Raw genomic sequence first — 17324 nt, forward strand, 5'->3', positions numbered from 1 at the left:
AATGATGGATAAGCCTGCTGATAGGTATTCAGCAGGCTTTTTTACTGTTAAATTTCTAATTTACTAATATATTCCGGTGAGCTATTATGAGAAGGTTCTAGTCGTACATACAAGGAGAGAATATTGATGGTCAGGAAGCTAACAGGAATATTGGCAGGTATAGTTGGAGCGGGGATACTGTTTGGTTCTATGGGGATAGCGGCAGCCGAGTCTGCAGTGACAAAGGATTATGAGGGGCATTGGGCTCAGCAAACGATTCAGAGCTGGCTGGATAACGGCTTGCTTAAAGGCTTCGGGGATGGATCGGTTAAACCGAACCAGACCATAACCAGAGCGGAGTTCATGACACTCATCAACCGTTCTTATCATTTTACGGAACAGAGTAAGGTGAAATTCACCGATGTGCAGCCTGCCAGTTGGGCGTATAGTGAGGTTGCGAAGGCTGTAGCGGCTGGATATATCCAGGGCTTCAACAATGAGATGCGCCCGAATGCCCCGATTAACCGCCAGGAAGCGGCAGTTATAGTCACTAAGCTGCTGAAGCTCAGCGCGGGTGACACAGAGGTCTTGAAGGGTTTCAGTGATGCGGGTCAGATGGCATTCTGGAGCAAGGGGAGTATTGCAGCAGCAGTCACGGCGGGAGTCCTTAAAGGATACCCGGATGGAACCTTCGGGCCCGTCAAAGCCTTGACCCGTGCAGAATCCTTGGCGCTGATTGATGCGGCAGTCTCTCGAACGGGTCAATCTGCACAGGGAGCGGTGACGCCTGCTCCAGCCGTAACACCATCGGCTCCTCCCGCAGCTACAGCTGCACCAACTGCAACTGCTGCTGTAGCTGCGGGAGGAAGTGGCGGTGGTAGTGGCGGCGGCGGTGGTGGTGGTCCTCAGGTGACACCAACCCCGGCTCTGGCTACAACACCAACCCCGGCTCTGGCTACAACACCAACGCCGGTTCCAACACCAACACCAAGCCCGGAACCTGTTAATGAATTACCGGTTAAGGAGCTCCCGGCCCTTGATATCAGCATTACCTCTCGTCCTGACAACACAGTGACGAATACTGTTTATCTGGAAATTGATTATAGCAGAGTGCTTGGGAGTGCGGTGGGCCTAAATGACCGTATTACTTATTATGTAACCGCGAAGCCGATCAGCTCTAGAGATCTCCACTGGGAGCTTACCAATCTCCAGTACGCTTCTATTAGTACGGGCTACTCATTGAGCAAGCAGACGGGCATCTGGATTCCTGCCAGTAAGATTGGCGCAGCAGGCGATAAATATGTCTCGGTTGTAGTACGGAATTCATCTAATGAAGTGACCGGATTCTATACTCAACAGGTGAATTTGCAGCCTACAGTTACTGAGGCCTCTAACAGTATGATGTTACTGCACAGTGGTGTGACTATTACCCAGGAGAAATTCAGCACCGTGTCTTCCCAAGTATATTATCGGGATACTATTGATGTGGAAGATGCTGCTCTGCAATTTGGCGGAAGAGCAGTGGGATATACAATTACACCGAAGTACTATATGGACAGTAAACTGAATTTGGAATTGAATGATATGATTCATGCTTCGCGTAAAGTGTACAGAGACGGCTGGGTCAGTGCAGTTGATGCCACAGTATCCTCTAATGCAGCAGTAGGTGCTTCATCACCGGGCTATATCCCTTTTTCCTATGACACATTATATAATTTCAAAACATATAACGAAGACGAATACACCATTATTTTCCTCGATTCCGAGATGAAGGCGTTGGGATATTACACCGGCAAGGTGATGCTTAGCACAGACCTGAAATTAGAAGCAGCCATGAAAAGAATTGACGAGCTTCCTTCGAATGTAACTTTAATGGATGAAGATGCAGTGAACAGGGCTTATAGAGCCTACTTGCCTTTTGATGATTCTTTCAATTGGGGAGAACGCAAGACTAAGCTTAAGAATGCTGTATCAGCTCTTATGGACGCCAAGAGATCGGGACCACTTCAAAATATGGATCTGGTTCAATCCGCAATTATTGACGGGTATAATCAATTCAACGGCAAGACAATAAGTATGAATTTAATGGGTTTCCCGGATGAATTGAAGGGAAGCATAGGCAGCTTCTCGTATTATATTACAGCCAATCCTGTTCATGCAGAAGATTTAGAGCAACCAAGCCCCTATGGGAAAATTAATATTGCTGATGTTCAGACTTCCGTTCTTGCGGTAACAGATAAGAGCGGACAGAATTATGTGACTGTGGTCTACTATAACAAAGAAGGACAAGCCATACGTTACGCCACAAAGCTGGTTGATTTCACGCCTAAGCAGCCTGTATGGGATGGTACAGCGACCCAAATTCACGACGGCATTAAGTTAGTCCGGGATTATAACAACGGTACCCGTATAGATTATGTATCTGTAAAAGATTATCAGAAAACGCATCCCGAGGCGGTCTATTTCACAGCGACCTATAAATCAGCGTTAGTTGCAGCTAAGCAAGAATTCACTGCAGAATCCGCAGTGAAGTATTTAAATGATTACCGGAATATTAACAGTATCTATCCTTATGAGCGAATTCAGTTATCTGATGATGCGGTGCAGAACGGACAACCGGAAGACTACATTATCCTGTTCTATGATGCTAATTATAAGGCGCTTAATTATTATATTGGCGGTTTGACTGACTGATTCTCCGCTAATCCTACTCATATTATCCCGCTCCTCCACATACGTTGTCACTAAGGCGACCTGTGGAGAAAGAGGGGATAAGCGGGATGATTCTGGGATGCTTGATCGTGGTGCTTATCGTCGTAGCCAGCAGTGAGAAGGCGGAGGCGATTGCCAGCCTGAATGATCGGGAGGATAACGGCCTGTGAAAAGGGTGCGGACAGTGTGCAGAATCCATAAATTATTGATGCTCTGTGATTCAAGCAATTTCCAGTGGTTTATTGGGTATAATAGCCTGGAGGCTGTACATCAGTCTTCCGGCACCGCTGAAAATATAAAGTGAATACGGAGGTCAAATGGAGAACGAGGCACTGCTGCAGGTAGAGAAGCTTGCACTTAAGAAACAGAAGATTTTCCGGCAAAGCGTATGGCGTTACATTGCCAGGGCCATGCTCGCCAGCATGTTTATCGGATTCGGCGTAATCGTAGCCTTTAAGACCGGCAACTTCTTCTATATGGAACAATCGCCGATGACCTATCCGATGGCTGCGATCACGTTTGGCGCAGCCATTATCCTGATTTCCTACGGCGGGGGTGATTTGTTCACCGGGGATACTTTTTATTACACCTATGCGGCACTGAGGCGCAAGCTGGCATGGACCGAGGTTGTGCGGATGTGGGTCGTTAGCTATCTGGGCAACATTCTTGGAGCTACGGCGTTTGCGCTGCTTATTTTTCTGACCGGATTGTTCTATGATTCCTCTGTCAACGGGTTCCTGCTGAATGTGGTGGCCCATAAGATGGAAGCTCCGGCGATGCAGCTGTTCTTCCGGGCGATTCTCTGTAACTGGCTCGTCTGTCTGGCCTTCTTCGTCCCGATGTCAATGAAGAACGACGGTGCCAAAATGTTCGCTATGGTGCTGTTCGTGTTCTGCTTCTTCATCTCGGGGTACGAGCATAGTATTGCCAACATGTGTACCTTCGCCATTGCCCTGGTCCTGGACCATCCCGGAACGATCTCCTGGGGAGGCGTCGTGCACAATCTGGTTCCAGTCACACTGGGCAATCTCATCGGCGGTGGTGTGCTGATGGGGGTTATGTATTATTATGTGAACAAGCCGTTTCTGGAGGATGAGCCTCACTGAACGGCAATATAATCGACACACAGCAGCGATTCTCCGGTGAATGGGGAATCGCTGCTGTGCTGTTGTGTATCTGTTGAGCGGAATTAGGGAGCTTGGAGATATTATAGTGAGTTGTCAGATACATTCCAGTATAGAGGTGCATTCTCCTTAAGAGTCCCCTCCAGAACTCCTCCTTCCTTACGCCAATACTCTATGCCTCCGAGCATTTCCTTCACCAAATACCCCTGTGCGGCGAGCTGTGCAGCGGCTCTGCTGGCTCCATTGCAGGCAGGTCCCCAGCAATATACCACCAGAACCTCCTCCTTGGACCACTCCGGGGAAGTGCTGTGTATGTGGCCTCCCGGCAGAGAGAGGGCCCCCGGCAGATGTGCTTCCGCATAAGAACGGGGATCACGCACATCGATAAGCTGGAAACCTGTAATTCCTTCGCTCAGATCATAGGCAACATCGGCGACATCCGTTTCGAATGCTGCTTTTGCTGTGAAATGCCTTACTGCATCCGCCGGGTCTGCGGCCTGTGTAGCCAGTACTTGAGATTTTGCCTGTCTTTTCATACGCATTTCCTCCTTAAATTAAGTTGGTTTAAGTATACAGGGAACTTATAATTGGAGTTATTTATAGTCTGTAATATCAAATATCGAAAAGTTTGATCATTCAGGAGGCCTGCATATGGAATTAACGTATTTACGGACCTTTTGTGCTGTGGTGGATCACGGGAGCTATACGCGGGCGGCCGAGGTCCTGGGGTATGCCCAGCCGAGTGTAACGGCACAGATTGCCAAGCTTGAGGAGATGTATGGAGCCACTTTGCTGGAACGCTCGGGCAGAGGGATGATTCCAACCTTCGCCGGCCATAATCTGCTCCCGTATGCCCGGCAGATGCTGGTTCTGAGTGAAGAGGCTAAAGCGGTAATTACCGGCGGTGACCAGGGTACGCTGAACATTGGTGCTATTGAGACACTGGCCGCCTACTTTCTGCCTCACCGGCTTCATCAGTACCGGCTGAGTTATCCGGGCATGCAGCTGCGGGTACAGCCTGGCTCTGAAGAGGATATTATTGCGGCAGTCCTAGCGAAATCCGTTCAATTCGGTCTGATCTTCGACGTTCCTTTTCATACGGGCGAGCTGATCACTCTGCCGTTGCGTGAAGAAGCGCTATATGTCGTTACCCATCCGGGGCACCCCTTGGCGGCCGAAACGGCAGTCACTCCAGAGCAGTTGAAGGGAGAGCCGCTGGTGTTGACAGAGCACACCTGCACTTACCGGAAGCAGCTGCTCCAGGTATTCAGAGAATCCGGCGCTGCTGCCCATGTAGGCATGGAGTTCGGGAATCTGGAGGGCATTAAGCAGGCGGTGAAGCATAACTGGGGGACGGGCTTTCTGCCGCGCTATGCGGTGGAGGAGGAACTACATACGGGGGCATTGACGGGTATTCCCTTGGCGGGGCAAAAGGAACGTTTCTATATTCAGCTAATCTACCGCAAGGAGCTGCAGCTCTCCCCAGCCTTCACGGATTTCATTGCCATGATGCAGGAGGGATATAATTAGCTGGAGCGAGGATGCGCGGGACGGTTGAAGTTCGAAGACAGCAAAAATCAGGGACACGAATGCCCCTGATTTCGCTTAATGCCGCAGAATAAGTTGTTACATCACCCAACTGTTAGGGTTAGTATGTGCTGTAGCGGCAAGCTGCTGCTCACCACTTAGAGCCGCCGGAGCTCCGGCCGGATTTGCCGCCGCCAAATGAAGAGCCGCCGGAGGAACGTCCGCCACCACCGCCGCCGCCCCAAGAAGAGCCGCCGGAGGAGCGTCCGCCGCCGCCAAATCCTCCGCCCGGCGGGCCGGAATTGCGTCTGCGGGCTTGCTCCCGGCGCTGCTGCTCCCGCAGCATAGCCATTCTGGCTGCGCGTTCGGCCTCTTCCTTCTGGCGGACCAGCCGGTTCGCTTCTTCTACGAAGGAAGCGATTTGCGAAGCATAGGAGCGTCCTGTCTCCTCCAATTGATCCAGATCGTAGGGACCTGAGGCCAGACGCTGCTCCAGCTCGGTATACTCTGGCAGCAGGGACAGCTGGAAGCGGTTCTGCGAGGCAATTCCTCTGCTGTGCAGCAGATTGTAGGCGGCATCCACCCGGCTCTGCCCTTCCGTGAACAGTCTGTTCAAGCTGTCCAGGCGCTCCTCCAGAGAGTCTAGACTGCTGTTAATGCTATTCATGCTATTTGCCGTCTCATCCTGCAAGGCAAGCAGCCGGTCCAGCCCGCTGCGGGCATTGTCATACTCTCCGCGTGCATCGCTGGTCCAGGTCTCAAGCTGCGGCACTTCCGCCGCGCCTTGCCGCAGTGCCCCGCCAGCCTCCTCCAGCAGCTTCTCCAGAGCGTCCAGGTGCTGCCGCGCGAACCTGTTCTTCGCCCCGGCAAGCCGGCTCTGCAATTCGTTCCGCCGCTGGCTTAGTGTTGCCCATGTGCTGCGTACAGTCTCCAGATCCCTGAGGTTACTCTGCCGGATCATAGCCTGGCGTTCCGTCATAGCCACGGCTTCAGTCAGAAGGGCATCCATATCAGCGCCAATCCGGCGCACTTCGTCCATATCTCCGCTGTGCAGCGGCGCTTCCATGGAACTTGCGGCAGCCGAAGCCTGCTCCAGGCTGTCGTAAGGCTTAACCTTCATATTGTGCAGGGAGTTCTGGTCAATCAGCCCGGCAATCCGGCTGCGGGCAGCCGCCAGGACACCGGGGAAGCCCTTCAGCTTATCGTCAAAGGCCCCCGCATCCTGCACATCCTGTTCAATTTGCTTTTGCAGCTTCTGAGCTTGTTCTGTGATCTCCTGCGCGGCGATCGGGTCGAACAGCTCGAGCTGATCTGCCTTGGCTGTCTCTTCGGCCAGCTCCTGAAGATCTTGGGCAATCTCCTCCAGCGTATAGCCGGTCTCCCGGACCGCTTGCTGCCGCTGTTCCTCGAGCTCAGGGGCAGCCTGCTTCAGCTCGGTAATCTGCTGCTTGACGTTCCGGTCGGCATCGCTGATGACCGCGACCTTCTTCTCCTCTTCCTCCAGGGAGGCGCGGAATTCCCCCTCTGTCTGCTGAAGCTGCTCTGCCGCTGCCTTGAGTGCAGACAAGCGGTAGAACGGCGGCATTGGTGCTTGCCCGGCGGCCTGCAATGCAGAGATTTCAACCAGCCGGGAGGTCAATCGCTTCGAGATGCCTTCGACCATCTCCCCGGTCTTGCCCTGCACAATCCCCTGGAAAGGCTGAAGGGATTCCAGAGCGTGGTTCGCCCGTACCAGCAGGTCGGCGAGCTGCTCACGCTGTACGGATAGTTCCTTGCGGCGGCGCAGTCCGGTAATTAGCACATACAGCAGCAGTATCAGCAGCGCGGCCAAGACAAGGCCGCCTGCGACTGGCAGGAGAGGGAATCCGCTACCGCTGCTGTTAGCGCCTGAGGCAGCTCCTGCCGTCCCTGCGGCAGCACCTGATGTACCGCTGCCGGTACTGCCGCTCTGTCCGCTGCTGCCAATGGCTTGCATCTGCTGAATCACAGAACGTATGCCTTCAGGGATATCTCCGTTTCTGGCATAAGGATTGAAATATTTCTCCAGCAGCTTGTTAATTGCTGCGCTGCCCGCAGCTCCGCCCTGTTGTCTGGACCAGGCATCGAGCGCATCCTGCAGCCCGGGGTTAATGAAGGTGATCTCGGTCAGATGATCTTCGTAAGCAATCAGGAGCAGGATGTCCCGGGACTTCAGCCCCCAGGTATCATATACATCCGCAGCATAACTGGAAATGTCGCTCTCGGCCAGCGAATCAACGGTTAAGACATGGAAGGTGTACCGGTCTGTAGTGGCAATCCGGGTGAGGCTCTCTGCTTCTTGGGCAGACAGCAGCCGGGCTTCATCCGTAATTACTCCCTGCTGTGCAGGAACATTCGCAGCATAGACCCCCGGAATCCACAGCAGCGATAATATCAAGACCAAGACGAGGGTGAGGTTTTTTCTCAATCTGACACACTCCGATCTATAGGCTATTGTTCGTTATAGTATGCTAATCATTATACTATATCATTAAACAATCTAAGCTCCGCAGATGCAGGTGCCGCCGAAATGCGGAAGATTGCGTCCACCCGAGTGCCCACGTTAATCCGTATTCCAATTCAAAAGCTCCAAATCAAAAGGCGGTTCCCACCAGCCATTGCATGGCTTTTGGAACCGCCTCTTCTGTAAGAAGTAAGCTATATTCATCTATTTCTGTATGAAATGGACTATCGGGTCTGCAGGCACAGGATATACTGCAACCGGGACTTGATTTCTTTCTGCCATTTCATATCTCCGACTTTCACAGCAAGATTGAGCAGGTCCAGGTAATCGTCAACCTGCAGGGCGGTCCGGGTAGTGGCTGCGTTCATGGGTGTTCAGTCTCCTTTTAGCTCAAATATAGAAAATAATGAATGTTACACATCCAATAATGATAATCATTATCAACCATTACTGTTATTATCCACATTTTAACCGCAAAAAGCAATACAAATCTAAAGTTTTTGATTAAATCTAAGATGATGCACTAAAGAGTCAAGGTTATAAACCCGCAGGATGTGCACAAATTATCGGAAATGAGAAAAAAGGAGCAGGAACCCTACCATATTTTGTCGAATAAGCTTGTATACATAGTTAGGCCGATCTTACTTGGGATAAAGGAGAATTGCGATGAAGCGGTGTAAATTGTTGCTTCTAATTAGCATTGTGCTCATGCTTGCACACCCCGCTGCCGCTTATGCCGAAAGACAGGAAATTAAGTATCAGGCAGAACTGGAGTATCCGCCTTATAAGTACATACAGAATGGTTATCTGACGGGCTTCGATATTGATCTGACAAGCATGGTCTTTGAGAAGAATGAGTATCTCGTCCACTACAGCACCGGGAATTGGGAGCAGACGTACCGGAGGCTGACTGAGGGCGGGATTGATACCACCGGGCTGATGGCTGTCAGCGAGGAGAGGAAGCAGGACATTCTTTTCTCAAAGCCCGTGCTAAAAAGCTATATTTCCGTCTATTCGCGTCAAGGACTCCAGGGTGAGGTGACGCTGGGTACACTCCGTAAGTACAAGATCGGTGTTGGTAAAGGACAATATGCAGAGTCTGTCCTGCAGAATGAGGCGGGTATCCCGCCATCAGAATACATAGAATATGCAACCGTACCGGAAGCGCTAGACGCTCTGCGTCAGGGTGAGATCGACCTGCTGTTCGAGAATCAGGGGGTTGTCGATTATCTGATTGTAGAACAGGGCTTAACCGGTAATATTATCCGCAGAATGAGCAATTTATATCCGCAGGATGTGGCCTACGGCATCACCAAATCCAAGCCGGAGCTGGTGTCCTACGTCAATGCAAGGCTAGAGCGTCTGGTAAGCTCCGGTGCCTTCGAAGAGCTGTACCAGCAGTATTTCTTCGTGCATTCCGACCATTATAATGAAAAGATGCGTAACCGGATTTTTACCGTGTTCTCCATTGGAACCATTCTGCTGGTGTTCGGTGCCGTCCTGCTCCGGATGTATATCCGGCGGCTGCGCCGTACGATTCACTCTGAACAGGAATTCTTCAAGGATGTGATCGAGAATACCGGGGTGATTGTGTGGGCTGTTCACGGGGACAAACGGAGCGTGCGCTTCAATAAATATGCCGAGCTGATGACCGGGCTGAAGGAGAAGGAGGTGCTTGGTGTAAGCATAGATGAGCTGACCGGCCTGGAAGCTGGAGCAGCTGTGCTTAGGGATCTCCTTGCCAAAGCGGCAGCTCAGGATTATGTGACCAATGTCGAGCTGAGACTGCCCGACCATTCTCCGGGTGCGCATTATTTCTCCGTACGCACGGCCCTCATTAAGGGGATGGACGAACAGGCGGAGAATATCTTCGTGCTGGTCGGCATCGATATTGATGAACGCAAGCAGAATGAGCTTAAGCTGCAGCTTAGCTATGAGGAGCTGGAATCCACTTATGAGGAGCTGGCGGCCACAGAGGTGGAGCTGCAGGATCAGTTCAATAAGCTGGGGGTCAGCGAACGGCGGTTCCGCCTGGCCTCGGAAGGCTCGGGTGCTTACATGTGGGAGCTGGACTGGGACAGCGGCTTCTACAAGCTCTCGGACCGGTGGTACGAGGTGATGGGATATACCGAGGCAGAGATCAACTCCTTTGAGGGAGGTGTCCTCAGCATTATTCACCCGGATGACCAGGAATCCGCGCGTAAGGCCAGACAGGAGCATCTTACCGGACTGACCCCGATCTATGAAACCGAATACCGGATGAGAACGGGACAAGGCGAGTACATCTGGTTCGAGGTGCGGGGGAAGGCGATTGTTGATCCGAAGGATCAGATTGTCCTGTTCCTCGGCTCCCTGATCGACATCAGTAAGCGCAAGCAGGCTGAATTCAAGCTGAATAACAGCTACCAGGAGCTGGAGGCGACCTATGAGCAGCTTACAGCGACCCAGCAGGAGATTGTCGGGCAATATGATATGCTGCTGGAGAATCAGAAGAATATGCACCGCCTGGCGTATATGGATTCGCTCAGCAATCTTCCGAACCGGCTCAGTCTGCTGGAGACGATGGAGAGTTATTTCCGCCGGACGGGCGGCAGTGCGGCGCTGCTTTTTGTAGATATGGATAATTTCAAATACATCAATGACACGCTTGGACACAAGTCCGGCGATATTCTGATCCGCAAGGCCAGTGAGCGTCTCCAGTCTGTTGTGCGCAGGGCGGATATGCTGTCGCGGCTGGGCGGAGATGAATTTGTGATTTTCCTCAAGGATATTGAGAGCCGGGTGGATGTGCTTAATCTGGCTGAGGATATTATGCGTGCGTTCCGCAAGTCTTTTCTTATCGGTGAGAGCAATCTGTATGTGTCCTCCAGTATCGGGATCTCCTTCTACCCGGAAGACGGCGAGACAACGGAAGAGATTCTGAAGAACGCCGATGTAGCGATGTACCGGGCTAAGGAAGAGGGGAAAAGCACCTACGTCGTATATGATAAATCGATGCATACCGCCTTCAATGACCGGATGAATATTGAGAAGCATCTGCGCAGTGCGATGAATAATAACGAATTCGAGCTGCATTATCAGCCGCAGGTACAGATGGAGACCGGGCTAATCTCAGGCTTCGAGGCTCTGATCCGCTGGAACAGTCCGGTCCTCGGCTTCGTCTCCCCGCTCACCTTCATTAAGATCGCCGAGGATTCCCGGCTGATTATCTATATCGGCGAATGGGTGCTGCGGGAAGCCTGCAAGTTCATGAACAGCATCCATCAGCGGACCGGCATTCCCTACAAAATATCGGTGAATATCTCCATTATTCAGCTTCTGCAGGATGATTTCGTAGAGATTGTGCTGGACAGTCTGGAGGAGAGCGGCCTTGCGGCATCCAGTCTGGAGCTGGAGATTACAGAGTCCGTCTTCATGGAGTCGTTCGGGAGTACGGTCAGCAAGCTGGAGTTCCTGAAGTCCCGGGGGATACGGATTGCCCTGGATGATTTCGGAACGGGGTATTCCTCCCTTAGCTATCTGCAGCAGCTGCCGATCTCTACCCTTAAGATGGATAAAATCTTCATCGATTCCCTGGCCGATAAGGCCTTTAGCGAATCTTTTGTGCAGACGATTATTATTCTGGGCCATAAGATGGGCCTGGATGTAGTAGCCGAGGGCGTTGAGGATGCCAGCCAATGGGCTTTCCTCCAGGAGGCACACTGCGATAAGGTGCAGGGATATCTGATCAGCCGGCCGGTGCCGCAGCGCCAGGTGATGGAGTTGCTCGTTCCGCAGCGAAGGTATGGAGCGGACGAGCTGGAATAGAGCAGAGAATGGGCTTAGATGACAAGCGGGTCCCCAGCATAGGCAGCTATGCACGGGGGACCCGCTTTTTTGAAATATAGAATATATATGTGACCTTACTACAGAGTGATGATTTTGTTCTTGCCGGTCTTCTTGGCCTCGTACAGGGCGTCGTCCGCCTGCTGAAAGATAGAGCTTTTGGAATCCCCGCCGTTATATTCATGCATTCCGATGCTCACGGTAACCGATTCATTGTCCATTTCGCTGATTGGAAGGCTCGCAATTCCTGCGAGGATATTCTCCATAATGCGGCTCGAATCCTCCAGCGTCTTGGATGTCAGAATAATCACGAATTCTTCCCCGCCGTACCGGGCTGCGAAATCATCCGAGTCGATATGCTGGAGCATGACAGCGGCGACCTGCCGGAGAACGATGTCTCCGACCCAGTGTCCGTACTGGTCATTGACCTTTTTGAAATTGTCGATATCAATAACAGCCAGCTGCATCGGAAAAGGATTGCTCTCTTGATGGTCAATCAGCCAGCCCAGATATTCATGAAAGGTCTTATGGTTGTACAGGTCGGTCAGCGGGTCAATCTTGGACAGACGGTCCATAATGATGTTCTGAATGCGCAGCTCCTGCTCTGACTTCACTGAACTCTCAAGCGAGCGCATCAGCTCCTTGCCCCGCGCAATCACGGCGAAGCCGGTCAGAGAGACAGCCGCGAAGATCAGGGTAATGATGATGTTCTGGATGCGCAGAGTGAAATCGTAAATAGATGTGTTCAGGAACAGGATGATAATGTAGAACAGACAGATCACTGAAGAGGCCTTAAGGTAGTTCTCTTTGAGATAGACCATAGATACCAGCAGCGGAAACAGCATAATCAGCGGCTTCACATGGTAGTCCGAACTCAGATTCAGAATGATCAGGATGCCGTACAGATGGCTTGTAAGAAGGATTAAGAATTCGGATAACACCGGCTTATATCTATGAATACTCTCCAGAATGACCAGCAGGATGAACAGGATAGAATCCGGTATCAGGATATGCATGATGAGATGCTGCTTGCCGGAGAACTCGGGCTGGTGGCTCCACATCGATAAGGTTACATAGAACTGGCTGGCGAGATATACAAATAGCACCAACCAGAACGTGTTGAGGAGGGCGCGGTTCCAGTACATTTGGCGAGGAGTTGGCGGTGGGATTTGCATAAGATGTTCCTCTTTTCCAGTGGCAATGTACTTATATATTCGACAATGTTCACGTTTCTCCTTCTAGGTCTTATGTCTGGGAATAGGTCTGTAATAACGTTCGTGTTTGTAAGGAGTTTGTGAGGTTATCAATATGTGTGATTCCGGGTATTGCTATAAACACGAACTATTAATGCTATTCGTCATTGACACATTCGGATTTATTCGGTAAAATTCCAATTGGCCCGTAATAACGGGTAAAGCTGTTCGTATATCCTCAATGATAAGGTTTGAGGGTTTCTACAGGGGACCGTAAATTCCTGGCTACGAATAGGGTGCATTTTGCATACCTATGAAGAGGCCGGGATTTTTTTGTGTGCTGTTGGGTGCTGCTTGGATAAGTGGACGAATATACCGCAGAGACGCTTCGCAGCCCCTGTCAACTGCAGGCCGAAGCCGTTTCACCTGGGAGGAACAGAGAAGATATGAGTAAATATGATGTGATTGTTGTTGGAGCCGGTCCGGCTGGAATATTCGCCTGTTATGAATTAACGCTGAAGGCCCCTGAGCTGAAGGTGCTGCTGGTGGACAAGGGACATGATATCTACCGCCGCAACTGCCCGATTCTGGAGGAGAAAATCAAGCTCTGTCCGCCCGCCTCCGGCCGCAAGGAATTCGCCGGTTGTCTGCCGGCCTGCTCCATTACTGCGGGCTTCGGCGGTGCTGGGGCGTACAGTGACGGCAAATTCAACATTACGACCGAATTCGGCGGCTGGATGACGGATTATCTGCCTCCTTCCAAGGTGATGGAGCTGATTGAATATGTAGATGGAATCAACCTGGAGCACGGGGCAACCCCGGTCATTACCGATCCGACCACGGAGAGCATTCGCGGTATTGAGCAGCGGGGATATGCCGCCGGGTTGAAGCTGTTGCGGGCGCAGGTCCGCCACCTCGGAACCGAGCAGAACCTGGAGATTCTGAAATCGATCTATGAATATCTGCGGACACGCATTGATATGTTATACAAGACAGAAGTAGAAGATATCGTTACCGTCAAAGAGAACGGAACGCACCGCATTACAGGCATTACACTGAAGAATGGGGAGAGTCATGAAGCGGGTCTGGTGATGATTGCTCCGGGACGGGACGGCTCGGCCTGGCTGACAGAGGTACTGAAGAAACGCAGGCTCAAAATGTACAATAACCAGGTCGATGTCGGGGTGCGTGTAGAGACCTCGGATGTGGTGATGAGGGAGATCAATGAGCATCTGTACGAGGGCAAATTCATCTTCAATACCTCCGTGGGTACACGCGTCCGCACCTTCTGCAGCAATCCCTCGGGGCATGTGGTGGTAGAGAATCACAGCGGGGCGATGGCTGCAAACGGGCACTCCTATAAGGACCCTGCATTAGGCTCGAAGAATACCAACTTTGCGCTGCTAGTCTCCCATACCTTCACTGAGCCGTTCGATAAGCCGAACGAATATGCCCGGGAGATCTGCAAGCGGGCGAATGATCTGTCCGGCGGCGGGGTCATCGTGCAGAAATACGGGGATATCCTGCGGGGCCGCCGGTCTACAGAGACCCGGATCAAGGAAGGGTTCCTGGAGCCGACGCTGAAGGAAGCGGTGCCCGGCGATCTGGGTCTGGTGCTGCCGTACATCACAATGAAGAGTCTGATCGAAATGGTGGAAGCCCTGGAAAAGGTAACTCCTGGTATCGCCTCCGAGCATACGCTGTTCTATGGCGTGGAAGCGAAATTCTATTCTGCCCGTCCGAAGCTGACGGATGAGTTCGAGACCGAAATCTCCGGCCTCTACTGCGGCGGCGACGGGGCAGGCATTACCCGCGGACTGGCCCAGGCCGGAGCAGCTGGCGTCTGGATTGCCCGCGGCATGATGGCGAAGAATGCCCAAGAGGTTAGCGTACAACCGGCAGGAGTATAATCCTGGGCGGGAAGACGCCGGAAGGACAGCCGTACCCTCAGATGCTGGGGGCGGCTGTTTTTTAAGTATGCTTAAAACCCAATGGCAATTGGCTGGTAGAGCGGAGCACGGACCGAATGTATGTGCGGCCGGAAGTCCATAACTTCTCTGGAGTCGCGGCAAACCCCTAACAGAAAAAATATAAGTCCAATCTATAGAGTAGTGGTTTCCTTAATTTAACTCTGCTGATATAATGTTAGAATACATAACATGATAGAGTGGAGTGAACGTGCAGAATGGGAATTCGCCGGAGCAAGGCCGCTATCGTTATTATTTTGCTGCTGGGTGTGGGGATGTATGGGTTATGGATAGAGATGTACTGGGTACATAAGGTTGTCTATCTGCTGCTGATGGCAGCACTTGCCGGGCTTGCGCTGGATATCCGCCGGGGCGGAGTGGCCGGAGCCGGGCAACTGGCAGAAGCCCGGAGCAAGGTGGAGCTGCTGGGCAATGAAATTGTCGTCACCACGGACCGGCTGCATGGTGCTCTGGAGGAGATTACCCGTCATACCGAAGGACTTCAGCAGACAGCGGACTATTCACATGCCTATGAGGTGGAGCTGCAGACCCGGAGCAATGAGGCGAAGGCCAATATTGAGGGTGCTTTTGCCAGAATGGGCGGAGTTGCAGCGGTTACCGGACAGATTGGAGAGCTGACTGGGCGGCTGAGTGCGGCGATGCAGGCAGCACGTACAGGGATGGCGGGGATGGTGGATTCCCTGAAGAATACTGATGAGGTCATGGAGGAATTGCAGGAGCAGAGCGGAGACATGCTGAGCAAATTCACCATGTTAAGCGGACATATTGCGCTGGTGGAGGAGATGAACGCCCTGATCGTAGGCATCGGCAATGAGACCTCGCTGCTGGCGCTGAATGCCTCGATTGAAGCTGCGCGGGCCGGAGAAGCGGGCCGGGGGTTCGCTGTGGTCGCAGGCCGGATCAGGCAGCTGGCCGATCAGAGCCGGGATTCCGTGGAGCGCTCTACGGCGGTGCTGCTGGATCTCAATCATGGAGTACGGCAGGTGCTGGAGTCAGTCACGAAGGAGCAGACAGCGGTTGCGCATGGCGTGAATGAAGTGGCGAAGGTGAAGCAGCGCCTGGGGGATATCTCGGCCCGGGTGGAGGAAGTTGGGATCATCGTTACGGAGTCAGCGGCTGCGGCCGAGCGGCAGAGCAGGCTGATCGAAGAGGTGACCGGCGAGCTGAGCGGTGCAGTGGGGATTGTTAATGAGACCATTGCAGGCGTAGACCTGACCCTGGAGCAGGTAACCCGACAGCGGACTCAGATCGGGCAACTTAATGGGATTAGCGCAAGTCTACTGCTGGAATCTCAGACCCTGCAGCAGTCGGTGAACGGCATTGCCGGACGCGAAGTCATTGAGCTGGGCCAATATTCGGCGCGGCTTGAGGAAATGCAGGCGGTGCTGGAGGAGATAGCAGCCAAGCAGGAGATGTGTGCAGCGGATGCGGACATCCATGGCAGAGTTCTTACAGCCTGCAAGCATAAGGTGCCGGATGTGCAGGCCATCTGGTCCAACCGGACAGATGGCACCTTCATCTACTCCGAGCCTGCGGCCGGGCTGCTGAATGCGAAACGCCGTGACTGGTGGAATGGAGCGATGGCGGAAGGGCAGTACGTCTCGCAGCCGTATGTCTCAGCCATTACCAAGCGTTCCTGCATCACCCTCTCCAGAGCAATTACGAACAGCGACGGGGAAATTGTGGGTGTGGTGGGGATTGATCTGGCAGTCTAGAGCAGTGAATAGTGGGCGCAAACGGCGCAGGCGCAGTAAGGGAAGATAGCACGGTGAGAAAACTCAGCCTATCGCGGCAGCTCTGAATGAATTACAACATCATAGACTGCCGCTATGATGTTGAACTAACGTTCCCTGTTAGTTCAATAAACAGTTCATCAAAATTATCACTTCACTCGTTCGGAAATATTTTTACTTATTTCTTCAGGATTTTCAACACCGATGATCAACTTTGATATTTTGAACTTACCAACTTTAAAGCTATTCAAATCTAAATGAAGAGTATCATGCTCATTTTCAAAAAAGTGTAGTTGATAACCACCGTTTGATCTAAATAACCCGTTTCGCATTCCTCCTAATAAAGCACCATATAGTTTAAAAGCATTTGGTATCGGTCTACCAGTTGTTATTCCTGTGATTGAAGAGTATGGAATTTGCAACCCTTTATCTAATTTTAAAAAGGGAGAGTTTCCAAAGTCGATATTTACGTAGGTTTCCATTAGTTGAATTTTACGTTCCATATTTTGATTCCCCCATTTTCAAATAATCCATTTATTTCATAACTCATAATTACATATAATACCACGAACACCTCTTTTCTTCATAAAGGTCTTAACTACTCTTTAGTTGAATGGCGACGGATTCTAAAGCTGATCCGTCGCCATATCTAGTTTCCTTCTAGAGAGAGGTTTTAGTCTGACTGCTGTATTAAACTAGCGTTTCCCGTTAGCTTCACCAATTTTAGTTTTGAACAAATTCAGCAGATACAATGGTTTTGT

At 51.7% G+C, this 17324-nt stretch carries 11 protein-coding genes and 1 riboswitch; of the genes, 6 read left to right on the forward strand and 5 right to left on the reverse strand.

Annotated elements, in window-relative coordinates:
• The first annotated feature begins 126 nt into the window (after positions 1 to 126).
• Positions 127 to 2673, forward strand: a complete 2547-nt coding sequence (locus tag NSS83_RS21735) for an S-layer homology domain-containing protein (protein ID WP_341182905.1) — start codon at positions 127 to 129, stop codon at positions 2671 to 2673.
• A gap of 335 nt (positions 2674 to 3008) precedes the next feature.
• Positions 3009 to 3797, forward strand: a complete 789-nt coding sequence (locus tag NSS83_RS21740; RefSeq protein ID WP_341182904.1) for a formate/nitrite transporter family protein — start codon at positions 3009 to 3011, stop codon at positions 3795 to 3797.
• A gap of 101 nt (positions 3798 to 3898) precedes the next feature.
• Here NSS83_RS21740 and NSS83_RS21745 read toward each other — a convergent pair whose 3' ends face one another.
• Positions 3899 to 4351 carry a rhodanese-like domain-containing protein gene (locus tag NSS83_RS21745; protein WP_341182903.1) on the reverse strand — a complete coding sequence of 151 codons (453 nt, stop codon included), beginning with the start codon at positions 4349 to 4351 and terminating at the stop codon, positions 3899 to 3901.
• Between the two features lie 115 nt (positions 4352 to 4466).
• Between NSS83_RS21745 and NSS83_RS21750 the strand changes: the two genes are divergently transcribed.
• Positions 4467 to 5345 (forward strand): LysR family transcriptional regulator, encoded by an 879-nt coding sequence (locus tag NSS83_RS21750; RefSeq protein ID WP_341182902.1) that lies wholly within the window; start codon positions 4467 to 4469, stop codon positions 5343 to 5345.
• A gap of 148 nt (positions 5346 to 5493) precedes the next feature.
• On the opposite strand, the gene NSS83_RS21755 is transcribed toward NSS83_RS21750, so the two are convergent.
• Both NSS83_RS21755 and NSS83_RS21760 read right to left on the reverse strand, forming a co-directional pair.
• Positions 5494 to 7788 (reverse strand): TPM domain-containing protein, encoded by a 2295-nt coding sequence (locus NSS83_RS21755; RefSeq protein ID WP_341346451.1) that lies wholly within the window; start codon positions 7786 to 7788, stop codon positions 5494 to 5496.
• A gap of 260 nt (positions 7789 to 8048) precedes the next feature.
• A complete protein-coding gene (locus NSS83_RS21760; protein WP_171720322.1) occupies positions 8049 to 8192 on the reverse strand; it encodes a hypothetical protein in 144 nt (47 codons plus the stop codon).
• A gap of 298 nt (positions 8193 to 8490) precedes the next feature.
• Between NSS83_RS21760 and NSS83_RS21765 the strand changes: the two genes are divergently transcribed.
• Entirely contained in the window at positions 8491 to 11631 is a 3141-nt protein-coding gene (locus tag NSS83_RS21765; protein WP_341346452.1) for an EAL domain-containing protein, read from the forward strand.
• Between the two features lie 98 nt (positions 11632 to 11729).
• On the opposite strand, the gene NSS83_RS21770 is transcribed toward NSS83_RS21765, so the two are convergent.
• Positions 11730 to 12824, reverse strand: a complete 1095-nt coding sequence (locus NSS83_RS21770) for a GGDEF domain-containing protein (protein ID WP_341346453.1) — start codon at positions 12822 to 12824, stop codon at positions 11730 to 11732.
• A 226-nt stretch (positions 12825 to 13050) separates the two neighbouring features.
• Positions 13051 to 13150, forward strand: a riboswitch (purine riboswitch).
• 138 nt (positions 13151 to 13288) lie between these two features.
• Between NSS83_RS21770 and NSS83_RS21775 the strand changes: the two genes are divergently transcribed.
• Positions 13289 to 14752: an NAD(P)/FAD-dependent oxidoreductase gene (locus NSS83_RS21775; RefSeq protein WP_036695613.1), complete on the forward strand. Its 1464-nt coding sequence runs from the start codon at positions 13289 to 13291 to the stop codon at positions 14750 to 14752.
• 275 nt (positions 14753 to 15027) lie between these two features.
• Positions 15028 to 16545, forward strand: a complete 1518-nt coding sequence (locus NSS83_RS21780; protein WP_341346454.1) for a methyl-accepting chemotaxis protein — start codon at positions 15028 to 15030, stop codon at positions 16543 to 16545.
• A 167-nt stretch (positions 16546 to 16712) separates the two neighbouring features.
• Here the strand turns inward: NSS83_RS21780 and NSS83_RS21785 are convergent, their stop codons facing one another.
• Positions 16713 to 17066 (reverse strand): hypothetical protein, encoded by a 354-nt coding sequence (locus NSS83_RS21785; RefSeq protein ID WP_341346455.1) that lies wholly within the window; start codon positions 17064 to 17066, stop codon positions 16713 to 16715.
• Positions 17067 to 17324: the final 258 nt, after the last annotated feature.

Source organism: Paenibacillus sp. FSL H3-0469, from assembly GCF_038051945.1.
In the GTDB taxonomy this organism is placed as follows: Bacteria; Bacillota; Bacilli; order Paenibacillales; family Paenibacillaceae; genus Paenibacillus_AQ.

Excerpts from the sequence above, each read along its gene's own strand:
- NSS83_RS21735 (WP_341182905.1), top strand. The coding sequence starts at position 127 with ATGGTCAGGAAGCTAACAGGAATATTGGCAGGTATAGTTGGAGCGGGG.
- NSS83_RS21740 (WP_341182904.1), top strand. The coding sequence starts at position 3,009 with ATGGAGAACGAGGCACTGCTGCAGGTAGAGAAGCTTGCACTTAAGAAA.
- NSS83_RS21745 (WP_341182903.1), bottom strand. The coding sequence starts at position 4,351 with ATGAAAAGACAGGCAAAATCTCAAGTACTGGCTACACAGGCCGCAGAC.
- NSS83_RS21750 (WP_341182902.1), top strand. The coding sequence starts at position 4,467 with ATGGAATTAACGTATTTACGGACCTTTTGTGCTGTGGTGGATCACGGG.
- NSS83_RS21760 (WP_171720322.1), bottom strand. The coding sequence starts at position 8,192 with ATGAACGCAGCCACTACCCGGACCGCCCTGCAGGTTGACGATTACCTG.
- NSS83_RS21765 (WP_341346452.1), top strand. The coding sequence starts at position 8,491 with ATGAAGCGGTGTAAATTGTTGCTTCTAATTAGCATTGTGCTCATGCTT.
- NSS83_RS21770 (WP_341346453.1), bottom strand. The coding sequence starts at position 12,824 with ATGCAAATCCCACCGCCAACTCCTCGCCAAATGTACTGGAACCGCGCC.
- NSS83_RS21775 (WP_036695613.1), top strand. The coding sequence starts at position 13,289 with ATGAGTAAATATGATGTGATTGTTGTTGGAGCCGGTCCGGCTGGAATA.
- NSS83_RS21780 (WP_341346454.1), top strand. The coding sequence starts at position 15,028 with ATGGGAATTCGCCGGAGCAAGGCCGCTATCGTTATTATTTTGCTGCTG.
- NSS83_RS21785 (WP_341346455.1), bottom strand. The coding sequence starts at position 17,066 with ATGGAACGTAAAATTCAACTAATGGAAACCTACGTAAATATCGACTTT.